Source organism: Mycobacterium sp. pV006, assembly GCF_041287115.1.
Classification (GTDB): Bacteria; Actinomycetota; Actinomycetes; order Mycobacteriales; family Mycobacteriaceae; genus Mycobacterium.
Map to the genome: position 1 here is coordinate 46,388 of NZ_JBGGKT010000001.1, position 16,918 is coordinate 63,305.

General features: G+C 67.9%; 14 protein-coding genes. 9 read left to right on the forward strand and 5 right to left on the reverse strand.

Annotation, left to right across the window (positions count from 1 at the left end):
- Positions 1 to 10: 10 nt before the first annotated feature.
- Positions 11 to 589, forward strand: a complete 579-nt coding sequence (locus ACAG25_RS00230) for a carboxymuconolactone decarboxylase family protein (RefSeq protein ID WP_370486290.1) — start codon at positions 11 to 13, stop codon at positions 587 to 589.
- A gap of 128 nt (positions 590 to 717) precedes the next feature.
- Here ACAG25_RS00230 and ACAG25_RS00235 read toward each other — a convergent pair whose 3' ends face one another.
- Positions 718 to 1,347 carry a TetR/AcrR family transcriptional regulator gene (locus tag ACAG25_RS00235; protein ID WP_370486291.1) on the reverse strand — a complete coding sequence of 210 codons (630 nt, stop codon included), beginning with the start codon at positions 1,345 to 1,347 and terminating at the stop codon, positions 718 to 720.
- Between the two features lie 35 nt (positions 1,348 to 1,382).
- Complete coding sequence (locus ACAG25_RS00240) at positions 1,383 to 2,126, reverse strand: SDR family NAD(P)-dependent oxidoreductase (RefSeq protein WP_370486292.1); 744 nt, start codon at positions 2,124 to 2,126, stop codon at positions 1,383 to 1,385.
- Between the two features lie 170 nt (positions 2,127 to 2,296).
- Between ACAG25_RS00240 and ACAG25_RS00245 the strand changes: the two genes are divergently transcribed.
- The 8 genes from ACAG25_RS00245 (at position 2,297) to ACAG25_RS00280 (ending at position 11,199) form a co-directional block, all read left to right on the forward strand.
- Complete coding sequence (locus tag ACAG25_RS00245; RefSeq protein ID WP_370486293.1) at positions 2,297 to 3,577, forward strand: acyl-CoA dehydrogenase family protein; 1,281 nt, start codon at positions 2,297 to 2,299, stop codon at positions 3,575 to 3,577.
- Positions 3,574 to 4,539, forward strand: coding sequence for a zinc-binding dehydrogenase (locus ACAG25_RS00250; protein ID WP_370486294.1), 966 nt, complete (start codon positions 3,574 to 3,576; stop codon positions 4,537 to 4,539). The genes ACAG25_RS00245 and ACAG25_RS00250 overlap by 4 nt, the downstream gene beginning before the upstream one ends.
- 27 nt (positions 4,540 to 4,566) lie before the next feature.
- Positions 4,567 to 5,502 carry an SMP-30/gluconolactonase/LRE family protein gene (locus ACAG25_RS00255; RefSeq protein ID WP_370486295.1) on the forward strand — a complete coding sequence of 312 codons (936 nt, stop codon included), beginning with the start codon at positions 4,567 to 4,569 and terminating at the stop codon, positions 5,500 to 5,502.
- 22 nt (positions 5,503 to 5,524) lie between these two features.
- Positions 5,525 to 7,069, forward strand: coding sequence for an acyl-CoA synthetase (locus tag ACAG25_RS00260; protein ID WP_370486296.1), 1,545 nt, complete (start codon positions 5,525 to 5,527; stop codon positions 7,067 to 7,069).
- Between the two features lie 33 nt (positions 7,070 to 7,102).
- Positions 7,103 to 8,146: a phosphotransferase family protein gene (locus ACAG25_RS00265; RefSeq protein ID WP_370486297.1), complete on the forward strand. Its 1,044-nt coding sequence runs from the start codon at positions 7,103 to 7,105 to the stop codon at positions 8,144 to 8,146.
- Between the two features lie 77 nt (positions 8,147 to 8,223).
- Complete coding sequence (locus ACAG25_RS00270; RefSeq protein ID WP_370486298.1) at positions 8,224 to 9,531, forward strand: acyltransferase; 1,308 nt, start codon at positions 8,224 to 8,226, stop codon at positions 9,529 to 9,531.
- A 34-nt stretch (positions 9,532 to 9,565) separates the two neighbouring features.
- Positions 9,566 to 10,555 carry an oxygenase MpaB family protein gene (locus ACAG25_RS00275; RefSeq protein WP_370486299.1) on the forward strand — a complete coding sequence of 330 codons (990 nt, stop codon included), beginning with the start codon at positions 9,566 to 9,568 and terminating at the stop codon, positions 10,553 to 10,555.
- Positions 10,556 to 10,578: 23 nt separating this feature from the next.
- Complete coding sequence (locus ACAG25_RS00280; protein WP_370486300.1) at positions 10,579 to 11,199, forward strand: TetR/AcrR family transcriptional regulator; 621 nt, start codon at positions 10,579 to 10,581, stop codon at positions 11,197 to 11,199.
- Between the two features lie 15 nt (positions 11,200 to 11,214).
- Here the strand turns inward: ACAG25_RS00280 and ACAG25_RS00285 are convergent, their stop codons facing one another.
- The 3 genes from ACAG25_RS00285 to ACAG25_RS00295 form a co-directional block, all read right to left on the reverse strand.
- Positions 11,215 to 14,991, reverse strand: a complete 3,777-nt coding sequence (locus ACAG25_RS00285) for a molybdopterin-dependent oxidoreductase (RefSeq protein ID WP_370486301.1) — start codon at positions 14,989 to 14,991, stop codon at positions 11,215 to 11,217.
- Positions 14,988 to 16,424 carry a nitrate/nitrite transporter gene (locus ACAG25_RS00290; protein WP_370486822.1) on the reverse strand — a complete coding sequence of 479 codons (1,437 nt, stop codon included), beginning with the start codon at positions 16,422 to 16,424 and terminating at the stop codon, positions 14,988 to 14,990. Before ACAG25_RS00290 ends, ACAG25_RS00285 begins: the two co-directional genes overlap by 4 nt.
- 103 nt (positions 16,425 to 16,527) lie before the next feature.
- Positions 16,528 to 16,914 (reverse strand): nuclear transport factor 2 family protein, encoded by a 387-nt coding sequence (locus ACAG25_RS00295; protein WP_370486302.1) that lies wholly within the window; start codon positions 16,912 to 16,914, stop codon positions 16,528 to 16,530.
- Positions 16,915 to 16,918: the final 4 nt, after the last annotated feature.

Here is a 16,918-nt window from a genome sequence, read left to right on the forward strand (position 1 = left end):
AGGGCCACCCGTGACCATGGCGGAACGCGTACCGATGCTCGACCGTGAGCAGGCCCAGCTGCGAGCTGCCGAATGTGGGTTGCCCGAAGAGTTGGCAGACCTGTCGGTATTCCGCGTGGCACTTCATCAGCCGCGTGTGGCGGTTGCGCTGCATGGGCTGCTAGACGCGTTACTCTTCCGCGGTTCCCTTGACGCGCGGCTACGCGAGCTGGTCATCATGCGCATCGGCTGGATTACTGGCTCCGAATACGAATGGACTCAACATTGGCGAATCGCCACACTGCTCGGCGTGCCTGAGCATGATCTCCTGGCGGTGCGCGACTGGCAGAATTCCGAAAGCCTCGGGCCAGTCGAGCGTGCGGTCCTCGCAGCGACCGATGATGTGGTACGCGACGGGGTCATCTCCGAGGAAAACTGGGCTGGGTGCCAGAAGGCATTCAATAGCGATCACGCCGTTTTGGTCGAACTTGTCGGAGCAATCGCCAATTGGCGGCTCTTTTCGATCCTGCTTCGATCTCTGAATATTCCGCTTGAGTCCGGTACCGACGGCTGGCCGCCCGATGGGCGAGCTCCTCAGGGTTGCGATTGAGCGAAAAACGTGGACCGGTGCTTGACCGAAGCGGTCAGCGCCCCAATCGCCAGACCACGACCCGTGTCGTAGACGGACAAGTCCCCCCTCGGACACAAGATCAGCGAGACGCACCCCAGAGGGTGCTCTCACAAATCCTTCGTCACCAGGGCGCGGAACTGCTCGGCGATCTGGTCGGGGGTGTCGCCGCGTTCGGGCCGATACCAGTACCACAGCGAGTTCACCATGCCCAGCAGGCCGCTGGCGATGATCCGCACAGCCGACTCACTGCGATCCGGCCAGCATTCCTCGATGGTGCGCTCCCAGCAGTCCTGGACGCCCTGACGCAGGGCCTGCAGCTGCACTCCGTGTTCGGCGTTGAGCGCCGCGGCGTCGCGCATCTGGATGGCCACCTCACGGCGGTGGGTGGTGATGATGTCGACGTGCACCTCGATGAGCCGGCCGAGCTTCTCACCCGGTTCGGCGTCGGCCGACGTCACGCTGGTCGCGACGGCCAGCGCCTTGCCCGTGTACGTCCGCAGGATCTCCCACAGCAATTCCTCTTTGGATTTGATGTGGTGATACAGCGCCCCGGCCTTGATGTCCGCCCGGGCACTGATCTCGGCGACGCTGGTACCGTGAAAGCCTTGCGCGGCAAAGAGTTCCGTCGCTGCATCGAGAATCCGCTCACGGGTGACGTCGCGGTTGGCGGCGACGCTGCCCCGGGGACGGCCGGGGCGGCGGGGCTCCGGCGGCGCTGAGGTCGGGGGCGTCTGCATGGCTCGATGTTATGTGTGCGGGTTCGCTAGCGGCCCTAAGCCATGCCGCCGTCGAGTCGCAGGATCGCCCCCGTGCAGAACGAGGACTGCGCTCCCGCGAAGTACAGGACGGCACCGAGCACCTCGTCGGGCTCGCCGCAACGCCGCAACGCGACGCTGCCTTCCATACGTTCGCGCATCTGCGGGGTCCACGCCTCGGAGATGTCGGTGAGGAACGGGCCACACTGGATGGCGTTGACGCGCACCTTCGGGGCGAACGCCTGGGCCATACCTTCGGTCAGCGCATTAAGTCCGGCCTTCGCCGCGGCGTAGGGCACGGTGTGGGGGTCGGGGCGAATCGCGGCGACCGAACTGATGTTGATGATCGAACCGCCACCATCGGCGGCCATCCGCGAACCGATCGACGCCGAAAGCCGAAACGGCCCTTTGAGATTCACCCCGAGCACCTTGTCGTACAGGGCCTCGTCGACCTGATCCAGGCTCGGGTACAGAGGAGACATCCCCGCGTTGTTGACCAGGACGTCGACCCGATCGAACTCACCGTATGCAGCCTCGACCAGTCGATCGCAGTCCGCCCAGTCGCTGACATTGCACTCGACCGGCAGCGCTCTGACTCCCGCGTGCGCACGGACTTCGTCGGCGAGCGCCTCGCAGTTGGACAACTTGCGGCTGGCGATCACGACGTGCGCGCCCTGCGCGGCGAACGCCCTGACCATCTCCCGGCCCATCCCGCGACTGCCGCCGGTGACCACAACAACCTGACCGCTCATGTCCGTCATGGACATTAATGTATCAGACGCACTATATTTATTCTGATGGTTGCGACGGCATCATCGCTGTTCAGATGGTTTATGACCCCACTGTCGTGTGATAAATGTAGTGGACAACCGATATTGTGCCCGTTAGGGTAGGTGGCGCGCATCACCATGTTGCGTTGAAAGGAAGACCAGTGATCACCGAACTTTTCGCGGATCAGGAGTTCCAGGCCAAGCTGGACTGGATGGACGAATTCGTCCGGACCGAGATCTTCCCGCTGGAGACCCTCGACCTCACCTGGCCGCAGATGCTCGAGGCGATCGCACCGCTCAAGGAGCAGGTGCGGGCCCAGGGGCTGTGGGCGGCGCACCTGGGCCCGGAATTGGGCGGCCAGGGCTACGGTCAGGTCAAGCTGGGCCTGATGCATGAGATCCTCGGCAAGTCTCCGTATGCGCCGCTGGTCTTCGGCAACCAGGCGCCCGACTCGGGCAACAGCGAGATCCTCGCCGAGGCCGGCACGCCCGAGCAGAAGGAGCGCTGGCTCAAACCTCTGCTCGCCGGCGAGATGTATTCGGCATTCGCGATGACCGAACTGGACCACGCCGGGTCCGACCCCACCCGGATGTCGACGGTCGCCGTCAAGGACGGTGACGAATGGATCATCAACGGCCGCAAGTGGTTCATCACCAACGCCTCGGTCGCCGACTTCATGATCGTGGTGGCCGTCACCGACGCCGAGGCGCCCGCCCACAGCCGCACTTCGCAGTTCATCGTCCCGGCCGACACCCCGGGGCTGAACATCCTGCGCGACATCGCCTCCCTGGATCATGCCGGGACTGCCCGCAGCCCGTACGGCAGCCACTCCGAAGTGGTCTTCGACAACGTCCGCGTGCCCGGTGATGCCCTGCTCGGCGGCGTCGGCGACGGCTTCGCCATCGCGCAGAAGCGGCTCGGGCCCGGCCGCATCCACCACTGCATGCGGTGGATGGGCCAGGCCACCCGCGCGTTCGACATGATGTGCGAGCGCGCCACCTACCGGTGGGCACACGGCAGTGTGCTGGGCGAGAAGCAGACCGTGCGCGCCTGGATCGCCGACTCGGCCGCCGAGATCCAGGCCGCCCGACTGATGACCCTGCACGCGGCGTGGGTCATCGACCAGCAGGGCGTCAAGGCCGCCCGCAAGGACATCGCGCTGATCAAGTTCTTCGGCGCCAAGGTGCTCCACGACGTCATCGACCGCGCCATCCAGATCCACGGCTCCCTGGGCTATTCCGATGACCTGCCGCTGGCCTGGATGTACAGGCTGGCGCGCGCCTCCCGGCTCTACGACGGTCCCGACGAGGTCCACCGCGAGACCGTGGCCCGGCTGATCCTGCGGGACTACACTCCACCGGCCGACAACAGGCCGACCGAGCACGTCCCGTCCCGCCGGGAAGCCGCCCTGGTCCGCTTCGCCGAACTCCTCGAATCATGAAGGCTTACCAATTCGACACGCCCGCAGAGGGATTGGTCCAGGTAGACCTGGAATCCCCGCGGCCCGGGCCTGGGGAAGTGCTCCTCGACGTCCATGCCGCAGGGTTGTGTCACTCCGATATCCACATCCTGCACGGCACCGACGGGAACTGGCTGCGCAAGCGGCCGATCGTGCTCGGTCACGAGGTGGCCGGTGTGGTGCACGCACTGGGCGAGGGCGTCGTCGACGTGCAGATCGGCGACCGGGTCGCCGTGGCACTGATCTCGCACCCGATCGACACGGCCGATGCGCTCAAAGCGCCGGGCCTGGGGTGCGACGGCGGCTACGCCCAGCAGATGGTGGTGAGCGCCGACGTCCTGGTCGCGGTACCCGACGCGGTGTCGATGGCCCAGGCCGCGGTCGCCACCGATTCGATCGCCACGGCCTACCACGCGGTCGTCACCGAAGCCGAGATCGGACCCGGCATGCGCGTCGCGATCATCGGACTGGGCGGCCTGGGCCTCAACGGCGTACGGGTTGCGGCGCTGCGGGAAGCCACGGTGTACGGCGTCGACATCGACCCGACCACGTTCGACGCCGCACGCGCGCAGGGCGCCTCGGACTGTTTCACCAGCATCACCGACGTGCCCCGCCCCGTCGATGTGATCGTCGACTTCGCCGGCATGGGGACCACCACCGCCGACGCGGTGGCCAGGGTCAAGTGGGGCGGCCGGGTGGTCGTCGTAGGGCTCGGGTCGGCGCGGGCCGAGATCAGCAGCCACGCGCTGGTCACCCGCAACATCCGGCTGCAGGGCTCACTCGGCGCCTCCCGCGACGAACTCGAGGCGGTCCTGGCCCTCATCGCCGACGGCTCCCTGACCCCGGGCCTCGAACAGGTTCCGTTCGACTCCGTTCCCGAAGCGCTGGAACGGCTTTCGCAGGGCAAAGTCAGCGGACGCCTCTACACCGAACCCAACGCTTAGCCCGAAACGACCCGGAAGGAATGTGATATGTCCGAGCTGAACATCATCGCCGAGGGACTGGGATTCCCCGAAGGTCCCGTCGCTCTGAGCGACGGCAGCGTGGTCGTCGTCGAGTTGGCCCACGCCCGCATCACCCGCATCGCTGCCGACGGCACCAAGACCGTGGTCGCCGAGCCCGGTGGCGGACCGAACGGCCTGGCGGTCGGGCCCGACGGAAAGCTCTACTGCGCCAACAACGGTGGCTCGATGACGTGGGTGGATCACGGCGGGCTGATGGCGCCGGGCCCCCACGACCCGAGCCGCTATTCCGGTGGCCGCATCGAGCGGATCGACCTGGACACCGGCGCGGTCGAGGTGGTCTACGACAGCTGCGACGGCCGGCCCCTGCGCTCCCCCAACGACATCGTCTTCGACGACCAGGGCGGCTTCTGGTTCACCGATCTCGGCATCACCTTCGAGCGCACCCAGGACCGCACCGGCCTGTTCTACGGCAAGGCCGACGGCAGCTCCATCACCGAGGCGATCTTCCCCTTGGACTGCCCGAACGGCATCGGACTGTCCCCCGACGGCAAGCGTCTCTACACCGCCGAAACCTTCACCGGCCGGCTGATCTCGTGGGAGCTCAGCGGTCCCGGCACCCCGGTCCTGATCCCCGGCCTGGCCGGCCACGGCGGCACGGTGCTGCGCGGCCTCGGCGGTGAGCGCGAGATGCACGGCCTGGACTCGCTGGCCGTCGACGGCGAGGGCTGGGTGTGCGTCGGCACGCTGATGGCCGGCGGCATCACCGCGGTGGACCCGACCGGCGGGACCGTCGAGTTCTATCCGACCGGCGACCCGCTGACCACCAACATCTGCTTCGGCGGTCCCGATCTGCGGACCGCGTTCGTCACGCTGTCGGGCACCGGACGCCTCGCGAGCATGCCCTGGCCGCGGCCGGGACTCGCACTGGCACACAGCCGCTGACCCACAGGAAGGGAGTCCCGAGATGTCGGACATCATCAGCGGTGAGCGCCGCTTCACCACCACCGAGATCCAGACCCGCAGCGCGCAGGTGGCCGCGGGGTTTCAGGAGTTGGGCCTGCAGCCCGGCGACGCGATTGCGATCTGCCTGCGCAATGACGTGCCCTTCTTCGAAGCCTCCATGGCGGCAGCCATACTCGGCTGCTTCCCGGTGCAGATCAACTGGCATTCAACGGCATCTGAGGTGCGCTACATCCTCGACGACTGCGGGGCCAAGGCGCTGGTCATCCACGCCGACCTGCTGATCGACCGGCGCGACGCAATCCCCGAAAGTGTGGCGGTGCTGGTGGTGGAGACCCCACCGGAGATCCGCGACGCCTACGGCATCGGCGACCAGGACGGCAAGGCCGCTCCCGGCGACCTCGAGTGGGAGTCCTGGCGAGACGGGTTCACTCCCCGCGAGTTCGATCCGGCGAGCTACCCCGCGACGATCATCTACACCTCCGGTACCACGGGCACGCCAAAAGGGGTACGGCGCCCACCGTTCGGTCCGGAACAGCTGGAACGCATCACGGCGATGTTCGTGCAGAGCTACGGCTTCCACCTCGTGGACGACCCGACCACCGTGGTCACCGCGATCGTCGGGCCCACCTACCACGCCGCGCCCAACAACCACGCCCTGTTCTCGCTGCGGGTGGGCGCCGGGATCGTGGTGATGCCGCGCTTCGATCCCGAGGAACTGCTCCGGCTCATCGAAGCTGAACGCATCACCCACCTGAACATGGTGCCGATCATGTTCAGCCGACTGCTCAAGCTTCCGCCGGAAGTCCGTGCCCGTTACGATCTTTCGTCGCTGCAGTACGTCGCGCACGCGGCCGCGCCCTGCCCACCGGATGTCAAGCGGGCCATGATCGACTGGTGGGGCCCGGTCATCTACGAGTACTACGGCGCCACCGAGACCGGCAACGTGACCTTCTGCTCCCCGCAGGAGTGGCTGGAACACCCGGGGACGGTCGGTAAGGCCATGGTCGGAGCCGTGGTCAAGATCCTCGACGACGACGGTAACGAGCTGCCTCCCAACAGCATCGGCGAGATCGCCGCGATGCTGCCAGGGTCCGGCGATTTCGTCTACCACAACGACCCGGACAAGCGCGCCGGCGTCGACCGCGACGGGCTGGTGGCACCCGGCGACATCGGCTATCTGGACGACGACGGTTACCTGTTCATCTGCGACCGCAAGATCGACATGGTCATCTCCGGCGGTGTCAACATCTACCCCGCCGAGATCGAGGCGGCCCTGCACCTGATGCCGGGTGTCGAAGACTGCGCCGTGTTCGGTATCCCCGACGACGAGTACGGCGAGTCGGTGTGCGCGGTCGTGCAACGCCGCCACGGCCACGACGATCTGTCCGCCGCCGACATCCAGCAGTTCCTGCGGGAGCGCATCGCCGGTTACAAGGTCCCCCGGCGCATCGACTTCGCCGAGGATCTGCCGCGAGAGGACTCCGGCAAGATCTTCAAACGCAAACTGCGCGAACGCTATTGGCAGGCCGCCGGCCGCGCGGTCTGAGCCGCGATTCTCACGCACCGAAGGTTGATGTCGATGAACTCCAAGGACCCAGTCGATTGGCATGCCGTCGCGGACTGGATGACGCGGCACGGCTTGGGCGAAGGCCCGCTGACCGATGTCTCCGCCATCGCCGGCGGAACACAGAACGTCATGCTGCGCTTCACCCGCTCCGGCCGGGAATACGTCCTGCGCCGCGGACCGCGACATCTGCGCCCCCGCAGCAACGCCTCGATACTGCGGGAAACCGAGGTGCTCGCGGCGCTGGCCGACTCCGATGTGCCACATCCACACCTCATCGCCATTTGCGATGACACGACGGTGCTGGGCGATGCGGTGTTCTACCTGATGGAACCGATCGACGGTTTCAACGCCGCGAACGGGCTACCACCGCTGCACGCCGGAGATCCGAAGATGCAGTACGACATGGGTCTCTCGATGGCCGAAGCGCTGGCCAGACTGGGCGCTGTCGACCATGTGGCCGTGGGACTTTCCGGCTTCGGTAAGCCCGACGGGTTCCTGGAACGGCAGGTCCCGCGATGGCTGTCGGAACTGGAGTCATACCACCAGTACGACGGGTATCCGGGCCCGCAGATCCCGGGGGTCGAGCAGGTGGCCTCCTGGCTGGAGGCACATCGACCCACGTCCTGGAAGCCGGGCATCATGCACGGCGACTACCACGCCGCCAACGTGATGTTCTCCCACACCGGGCCGGAGGTGGTCGCCATCGTCGACTGGGAGATGTCCACGATCGGTGATCCGCTGCTGGATCTGGGGTGGCTGCTGGCGACCTGGCGTCAGGACGACGGATCGGCCGTTCTCGGCGGCGCTCTGGGCAGTCACGACGGATGGGCCGGTCCCGACGCTCTGCTGGCCCGGTACGCCGAGAACACCACCCGCGACCTGTCGCACATGACCTGGTACACCGTGCTGGCGGGCTTCAAGCTCGGAATCATCCTGGAAGGCACGATGGCCCGAGCCTGTGCGGGCAAAGCCGACAAAGACATCGGCGACCATCTCCACGCCACTGCTGTGCATCTGTTCGAACGAGCGCTCGAGCGGATCGAGACACGCGGCTGACGGCGACGGAGCCCCCTCCGGACACTCACACCCACGCTCCCGCGTTCGGGGGCTCGCCGCCAGCACAATGGTCAGCGATGGACACCACCAGAGCCTCGGCACCGGCGCGTGAGCTCGCGCTCGACCTCTACCGTTCCGCAGCGGTCATGCTCGTCGTCATCGGGCACTGGCTGCTGTCGGTGATGACCTACCGCGACGGCGAATTCGGCCGCGACAACCCGCTGGTGCTGATGCCGTGGACCCAGTGGCTCACCTGGGGCTTCCAGGTGGTGCCGGTGTTCTTCGCCGTCGCCGGCTACGCGAGCGCGGTGTCCTGGGGACGACGGGACGCGGGGAGCGAGTCGCGGCAGGACTGGGTGCGCCGCCGGATCGCGCGCACGCTGGGCCCGACCGGGGTTTACGCGGGGTTCGTGATCGTGGTGATGGCGGTGCTGTTGGCCGCGGGTATCGATGGGTCGGTGCTGGCGCTGGGTGGCTGGGCGGTGGCCATGCACCTGTGGTTCCTGGCGGTATATCTGATGGTGGTCGCGTTGACGCCGGTGGCGGTGGCCGCGCATGCCCGGTTCGGCCTGGCCGTGCCGGCGGTGCTGGCCGCCGGTGTGGTGGTCGTCGACATCGTCGGTATCACCGCCGATGCGCAGCAGATCCGGGCGCTGAACTACTTCTTCTGCTGGGCGGCGATCTACCAACTCGGAATCGCCTGGCACGGCGCGCTGCTGCGGCAGCGCGTGCTGCTGGCGCTGGCCACCGTGGCCGCCGTCGCGCTGCCGATCCTGGTGACGTGCGGCCCGTATCCGATCGCGATGATCGGGGTCCCCGGGGTGCGGGTGGAGAACTCGGCGCCGCCGTCGGTGGCGCTGCTGGCGTTGGCGACCGTGCAGATCGGGGTGTTGTTCGCGCTGGTTCCGCTGATGAACCGGGCGCTCGCGCGCCGCGCGTGGCCCCGTCTGCTGGGCATCGCCAACGACAACGTGATGGCGCTGTATCTGTGGCACATGATGCCGGTCATCGTGGTCACGCTGGTCGGCTATCCGACCGGGCTGCTGCCACAACCCGAACTCGGGTCGGGGGCGTGGTGGCTGGCACGCCTGCAGTGGGAGATCGTGCTGGCCGTGGTGACCGCCGCGCTGCTGTGTCTGCTGTTCTGGCAGCGGCGGTTCTTCGCCGCGCCGGTGCCGACGTTCGCGACCCCGCTCCCACCCGCGGTGGGCGAGGCCCTGCTCTACGCCGGTACCGCCTCGGCCGCACTCGCGCTGGCGCTGTTGTCGGCCAACGGGTTCGCACCCGGTGGCCGTCTGCCGGTGGTGCCGATCGTGCTGTTCGTTGTCGGTGCGCTGTTCGTCGCCGGACGGCCGCGCGTGAGCAGTGTCGCCGCCGGGCATTGACGGCACGTGCCTTCATAGGAAACACTCGTTTCCCATGACGGCCGGAAACCTCTCGCAGCCTGCCCCGTGGGCGATCGACAGCGATGTCGACCGCGGCTATTTCGGGCCGGGGTCCCTCTCGTGGCAGGTGTTGAGCGCACCGGCGGTGCCGCTGATGATCGCGCAGATCACCAACCTCCTGGAGGCGCCCCACGTCGACTTCCAGTCGGTGCTGCTCGACCACGACCCGCTCTATCCCACCAATGCCAAGAAGCAGCGCACCTGGGCCGGCGACCCGGCCAAGAAGGGCGGACGGATCACCGACCGCCTGCGCCGCACAGTGGTGGGGCCGCTGCCCATCATCTTCGGCGACACGCTGGCCGCTCGTCGGTGTGCCGACCGCCTGGCCGCCTACCACCGACCCATGACGGGACTCAACGCCGACGACGGGCAACCGTACTCAGCAGTCGACACCGACACCATGCTGTTCGCGGCGGTGACGATCGCACACGGCGCGTTGATCGCCTACGAACGGTATGCATTCCGTGACGGGAAACCGCCGCGCAGACTTCCACCGCACGAGCGTGACCAGTTCTTCCGCGAGACCGCCGAACTCGCCGTGCTGATGGGGGTGCCACGCGAGCGGGTGCCGGTGACCGCGCAACAGGTCGCCGAATACTACCGCTCCCAGTCGCACAAGTACCGGACGCGCAAGGGGTACTTCCGCACTCAGCTACGCACCGCGGCAACCCAATTCAGGTACACCTCGGGCGACACCGCAGCCACGCTGGCGGCCGACCTCCTGCTCCTCGCGACCACCTTCCTGGCCTACAGCGCCATTCCGCGTCCGTGCCTTCGTGAGCACCGGATCCCGCGACTCGCCGATCCGGTACTGGCCTTGACACATCTGGCCTCACTTCCCGCGTTCGGTCTCCTGCAGATCGAGGCGCTCGGCGCAGGGCTGGTCCGCGCCTTCCTGGGAGCCGAGAACGCCGACGGCATCCGACGGTCTCAGGCGACCGCGCCCGCCACGCGCGCTTCCTGACCCCCGGAGGGCATCATTGCGTTGTGGGTGAGACGGTGTGGCGCGGCACGACGATGGACGACCGGGCTGCAGAACGCCGGCGGCAACTCCTCGACGTGTGCCTCGACACCGTGTCCGCCGGTGGTGCCGCGTCGGTCACGCTCAGGGGCATCTGCCGGTCGGCCAGATTGAGCCCCCGGTACCTCTACGAGAACTTCTCCGGCCGCGAAGAGCTGCTCATCGCAACCTACGACCATGTCGAAGAAGGACTGCTGGAACGTCTCGTGCAGGCAGGGCAGGGACGCCCGACGCTGTCGATCAGGACGGTCCTGGAGACGTGCGCCGAGTACTTCGACGAAGACCCGAGGCGCGCCCGCATTCTGCTCAGGGAGCCGATGTCCGACGAGACGCTACGCGCCCATCAAGCCGGCAAGGCACCGGTCTTCATCAGCACGCTGGTTCCGGCGCTGGACAGCACGGACAGTCGCGACGCCCCGCGGGACGCGCAAGAACTGGGGGTCCTGGCTGCCGCATTGTCCGGAGCGTTGGTCTCTCTGTACCTGGAATGGATCGACGGGCGGCTCGACATCGACCGGGAGGCATTGGCCGACAGCGCCACCCGTCTGGTCACCGCGATCGCACGCGCGTCGCGGCGCCCGCGGTGACACATCCGCCCGCTGTCAGTACACGTCGCGCACGTAACGCTTGTCGGCGACCAGTTGCCGTTTGTAGTCGCGTGCCTTGTCGTTGGTCATACCGCCGTGGGTGCGGATGATCTCGGTGAGTGCGTCGTCGACGTCGCGCGCCATCCGGGTGGCGTCCCCGCACACGTAGACGTGCGCGCCGTCGGCGAGCCAGCGCCACACATCGCGGCCGTGCTCGATCATCCTGTGCTGCACGTACACCCGCTTGCGCTGGTCTCGCGAGAACGCCAGATCCAGACGGGTCAGGTGGCCGTCGTCGACCATGCCCAGCAGTTCGTCGCGATAGTAGAAGTTCTGTTCGCGGTGGCGACCGCCGAAGAACAACCAGTTGGCGCCGGGGTGGCCGAGCGCCCGCCGTTCCTGCAGGAACGCCCGGAACGGTGCGACCCCGGTGCCGGGCCCCACCATGATCATCGGGGTGTCGCGGTGCTGCGGCGGCCGGAAGTTGGGCGATCGCGCCAGGAAGACCGGTGCCCGGGTGCCGAGCGGGGCACCGGCCAGGAAGGTCGATGCCACTCCCCCGCGCCGGCTCACACCCTCGCGGCCGTACCGCACCACCCCGACCGTGAGCTGCACCTCGTCCGGGCTGACCAGTGGGCTCGACGAGATCGAATACTGCCGCGGGGTCAACCGCACCAGCACCTGTTGCCACGCCTCGGGCGCGGCGCGCACCGCGAATTCCTCCACCAGATCGAGGCCGTTGCGGTCGACCAGCCACGCCGTCAACCCGTCGCGGTCCTTGCGTAGCCGCTTGGCCAGGTCCGGTCCGACGCAGTGTTGTGCGACGAATGCAAGCAGGTCGGGCGTCACCTTGCACACGTCATAGTGCGAGGTCAGCGCCGCGTGCAGCGGCATGTCCTGTCCGTCGACGGTGACGGATTCGCCGCCGGTGAATCCGGTTGCCGCCAGCCACTTTCCGACGACATCGGCGCAGTTGTGCACGTAGATGCCCAGCGAGTCGCCCGCGGCGTAGGTCGCCTCGGCATCGCTGATGTCGAACCCGATGTGGTGGACCTGCTGCGCCGATGCCGCAGGGGTGAGCGCGGTGTTGCGGCACAGGGGCGCATCGAGCGGATGCAAGCGGGTGAACGGCGCCGGCGTATCGGCCGCCGCGTCGAGGGTCGCGCCCATCGTCGACAGCACCGTCTGCGTCCACCGGGTGATCGGCTCGTCGTCGGTCAGTTCGCAGTCCGCTCGGTCGGCGATCCGCACCGCACCGAGTTCGGCCATCCGGAGGTCGAGAGCCCGTGCGTGCCCGCAGAATTCGGCGTAGGACCGGTCACCGAGGCCGAGGACCGTGTAGTGGACATCGGACAACGACGGGGCCTGCGCACGGCTGAGGCGTTCCCAGAACGCCGCACCGTTGTCGGGTGGACCACCGTCGCCGAACGTGCTGGTCACCAGGATCACCGGACCGGACAGGCGGGCCGGGTCCACGTCGTCCATGGCACACAGCCGCGCGTCGGGCAGCCGCGCGGCCAGGGCACCGGCGAGTTCTTCGGCGTTGCCGGTCTGGGACGCCCACAACACCAACGGACCGTGCTGCGCGAGGGCCTCGTCGGGCGCGGGTTCGGCGGCGGCGGGCAGGTCGGTGGACAGCGGAGTCAGCCGGACGGCACACAGCTTGAGTTCCGGTTGCAGGGAGTCCGGGTCGACCGCGTCGTTGGTGACCGCGTTGACGGTGACATCCGGGCCGTGGATGTCGTTCCAGTGGAACGGCGCCCATGTGGTGCCGCGCCGCACCCGGTCGGTCAGCTTGGCCGGCAGCACCGCGCGGCCGCGGCGCGATCGCACCTCGATATGCACGCCGTCGTGGATGCCCGATGCTGCGGCGTCGTCGGGGTGTATCTCGAGCATCGGCGCGGGGTTGAGCCGGTTGAGTCGGGCCACCCGTCCGGTCTTGGTCATGGTGTGCCACTGGTGCGGCAATCGCCCGGTGTTCAGGACGGTCGGGAAATCGTCGTCGGCGGATTCGGCGGCCGGCACGTACGGACGCGCGAGGAACACCGCGCGCCGCGACGGGGTCGGGAACGCCAGCCGCGGCACCGTGCCGTCCGCGTCGACGAACAACTCCTGGGACACCCCGTCGTTGAGGTACCGGATCGGATTGCGCGCAGGCGCCCCGGCGTCGGGACAGGGCCACTGCACCGGACCTTCCCGCAGCCGCGCATACGTCACGCCCCGCAGGTCGTATCCCGTCCGTGGATTGTGGAAGCCCCGGATCTCGTCGAAGATCTCCGCGGCCGAGGCATAGGCGAAGCTGTCGCCGTACCCGAGGTGGTCGGCCATCGCGCAGATCAGTTGCCAATCGGGCCGGGCCTGCCCCGGTGCTGTCGTGCACTGCGGCGAAAGGGTCACGGTACGTTCGGAATTGACGGTCACCGCGTCGGCCTCCGACCACAAGGTGGCGGGCAGCACGATGTCGGCGAACCGGTTGGTCGCGGTGTCGGCGTAGACGTCCTGGGTGATCACCAGCTCCGCGCGCTGCAGGCCGACGACGACCACGTCGCGATTGGGCAGGCTGGCAACAGGATTGGTGCAGATGATCCAGATCGCCTTGATCTGTCCCTCGCGTAGGCCGCGGAACATCTCGACGGTGCCGGGCCCGACCTCGGAGCGGATGGCGCCGGGCGGCAGGCCCCACCGGTGTTCGACGAAGGCGCGGTCCTCGGCGCTGGTCACTGTCCGCTGGCCCGGCAGGCCGGGACCCATGTAGCCCATCTCACGGCCGCCCATCGCGTTGGGTTGACCGGTCAGTGACATCGGGCCGCTGCCGGGGCGGCAGATCGCACCGGTGGCCAGGTGCAGGTTGCACAGTGCGTTGGTGTGCGCGGTGCCGCGGGTGCTCTGGTTCAGACCCATCGTCCAGCAGCTCATCCAGTCGCCGGCCTCGGCGATCATCGTTGCGGCGGTGCGGATGTCGGCTTCAGCGAGCCCGGTGAGGTCCGCGACGCGCGACGGCGGGTAGTCGGCCAGGAACGCCGGCATCGCGTCCCAGCCTTCGGTGTGCGCGGCGATGAACTCCTCGTCGACGGCGCCGTCGGCGACCAGCAGGTGCAGCAGACCGTTGAGCAGCGCCAGATCGGTGCCCGGCCGGATCTGCAGGTGCAGGTCCGCCCGTTCGGCCGTGGCGGTGCGGCGGGGGTCCACCACGATCAGCTTCGCTCCCGCCTTGAGGCGGTCGGCCATGCGCAGGTACAGGATCGGGTGACAGTCGGCCATGTTGGAGCCGATGACGAAGAACAGGTCGGTGCAGTCGAAGTCGGCGTAGGACCCCGGTGGGCCGTCCGCGCCCAGCGACTGTTTGTATCCGGTGCCGGCGCTGGCCATGCACAACCGCGAATTGGACTCCAGGTGCACGGTGCGCAGGAATCCCTTCGCCAGTTTGGTGGCCACGTACTGCGCCTCCAGCGACATCTGCCCCGACACGTACACCGCGACGGCGTCGGGGCCGTGCTCGTCGACGATCGCGCGGAGCCGGTGTGCGGCCTCGGCCACCGCGTCGTCGACGTCACAGGCGAGCAGGTCGCCGCCGCGGGACGGGCGCCGCAGTGCGGTGGTCAGCCGTCCCGCGGTGTCGGCCATCACGTCGGCGTGCGTGGCCCCTTTGGTGCACAAACGGCCGAAGTTGCTGGGATGCAGGATATCTCCGGTGACCTTCGCGATCACCGGGGCACCGCTGGCCGCGTCAGGCCGGGTCTCGACGGTGATCCCGCACCCGACGCCGCAGTACGAGCAGGCGCTGCGGGTCACGGCTGGGTGGCGGGAATCGGGGTCTGACTGCGTCCGATGCACTCATGGGCGCGACCGTCCTTGAGCCGCAGGAACACCGCCCAGGTGACCACTGCGCAGACGATATAGAAGCCGAGGAACACCCAGAACGCGTTGGTGGCCGACTTCGCCTCCCCGACGTAGGAGGCGCGCAGCACCACGTTGATGAACACCCCGCCGAGCGCACCGACGGCGCCGGCGAATCCGATCAGCGCCCCCGACATCGCGCGCGACCACTGGGCCTTCTCGGCGCGGTCGAGGTCGTCGCGACCCTGGGCCTTGGCTTCGAAGATCGACGGGATCATCTTGTAGGTGGACCCGTTGCCGATGCCCGACAGGACGAACAGCACGATGAAACCCGTGACGTAGCCGACCATCTGGCCGGTGGTGGGCGCTCCGGCCGATGCGTCGTCGAACGTGCCCGCGGCCACCAGGATGCCCGCGGCCAGCGTCATCGCGACGAACGTGTACAGCGTGATCCGCCCGCCCCCGATCCGGTCGGCGAGCCGACCGCCGAACGGACGCGCGATCGAACCGAGAAGCGGTCCGAGGAACGCGATCTGGGCGGCGTGCAGCGCCGCCTGCGCGGGGCTGTCGCCGGAGGCCAGGAAGTTGATCTGCAGCACCTGGCCGAACGCGAAGGAGAAACCGATGAACGAGCCGAAGGTGCCGATGTAGAGGAAGCTCATCACCCACGAGTGCTTGAACCGCATCGCCTCGATCAGCGCGCCGAAGTCGGACTTCTGGTTGCGCAGGTTGTCCATGTACAGGGCCGCGCCCAGCGCTGCGCCCGCGATGGCGACCAGGTAGACCGCGCATACGATTTCGGGCCGGGTGTTGCCCACCGCGGCGATCACCAGCAGGCCGACGAGCTGGATCACCGGGACACCGATGTTGCCGCCGCCGGCGTTGAGTCCCAGCGCCCAGCCTTTGAGCCGCTGCGGGTAGAACGCGTTGATGTTGGTCATCGACGAGGCGAAGTTGCCGCCGCCCACCCCGGCGAACGCCGCGACCACCAGATAGGTGGTGTAGGTCGTCGGGTTGAGCATGAAATACAGCGTCAGCGCGGTGGGGATCAGCAGCAGCAGCGCGCTGACGACGGTCCAGTTGCGCCCGCCGAACCGGGCCGGGGCGATGGTGTAGGGAATGCGGACGAACGCCCCCACCAGGGTGGGCACCGCCACCAGGTAGAACTTGCCGGCCGCGTCGATGCCGTAGACGTCCTGCGGCATGAACAGCACCATCACCGACCAGATCGACCACACCGAGAATCCGACGTGCTCGGCCACGACCGACCAGATCAGGTTGCGCCGCGCGATGTCCTTGCCCGCGGGCCGGCCTCCGGTGCCCTCCCACGCATCCCGGTCTTCGGGATCCCAGTGCTCGATGTCGCGATTGCGGAACGCTGCTGTAATTGCCACGGGTCGAAGTCAACTGCCGGGCCATTCCGCCGCGGTTGCACCTCGGTGACCAGGTGGAAAACTCGCGCTCACATGCCGGCCGGCACCCCGGTGAGGGTCACGGTCCGGACGAAGCGCCTCGCGGCTCGATCACCAGGCGGGTGATCAGCCCACCTGCCACGGTGAACCGGAAGAACAGATCGGCCGTGCCGCCCGGGAAGTCGCCCTCGAGATGCTGCAGGACGACGAAGTCGGCGTCGCCGGTCTGCTCAGCGTGACGGATTTCGGTGGTGTAGGTGTACTCGCCACCCGCAGTGCCGAGCCAGTCGGCGATGGCGGTGCGCCCGGTATGGGTGCGGCCTTCGTCGGTGATCGACGCGTCGTCGGCGAAGACACGCAGCGCGGTCTCCGCGTCGCGCCGGCGGTGCGCGGTGAGGTAGATGGTGACGGCCTGCGGAAGGTCGTCCCACAGAATGCTTGTCGCTGAGGTCCGTTCGTTCGTCATGGAC

Excerpts from the sequence above, each read along its gene's own strand:
- ACAG25_RS00235 (WP_370486291.1), bottom strand. The coding sequence starts at position 1,347 with ATGCAGACGCCCCCGACCTCAGCGCCGCCGGAGCCCCGCCGCCCCGGC.
- ACAG25_RS00240 (WP_370486292.1), bottom strand. The coding sequence starts at position 2,126 with ATGACGGACATGAGCGGTCAGGTTGTTGTGGTCACCGGCGGCAGTCGC.
- ACAG25_RS00250 (WP_370486294.1), top strand. The coding sequence starts at position 3,574 with ATGAAGGCTTACCAATTCGACACGCCCGCAGAGGGATTGGTCCAGGTA.
- ACAG25_RS00255 (WP_370486295.1), top strand. The coding sequence starts at position 4,567 with ATGTCCGAGCTGAACATCATCGCCGAGGGACTGGGATTCCCCGAAGGT.
- ACAG25_RS00260 (WP_370486296.1), top strand. The coding sequence starts at position 5,525 with ATGTCGGACATCATCAGCGGTGAGCGCCGCTTCACCACCACCGAGATC.
- ACAG25_RS00265 (WP_370486297.1), top strand. The coding sequence starts at position 7,103 with ATGAACTCCAAGGACCCAGTCGATTGGCATGCCGTCGCGGACTGGATG.
- ACAG25_RS00270 (WP_370486298.1), top strand. The coding sequence starts at position 8,224 with ATGGACACCACCAGAGCCTCGGCACCGGCGCGTGAGCTCGCGCTCGAC.
- ACAG25_RS00275 (WP_370486299.1), top strand. The coding sequence starts at position 9,566 with ATGACGGCCGGAAACCTCTCGCAGCCTGCCCCGTGGGCGATCGACAGC.
- ACAG25_RS00295 (WP_370486302.1), bottom strand. The coding sequence starts at position 16,914 with ATGACGAACGAACGGACCTCAGCGACAAGCATTCTGTGGGACGACCTT.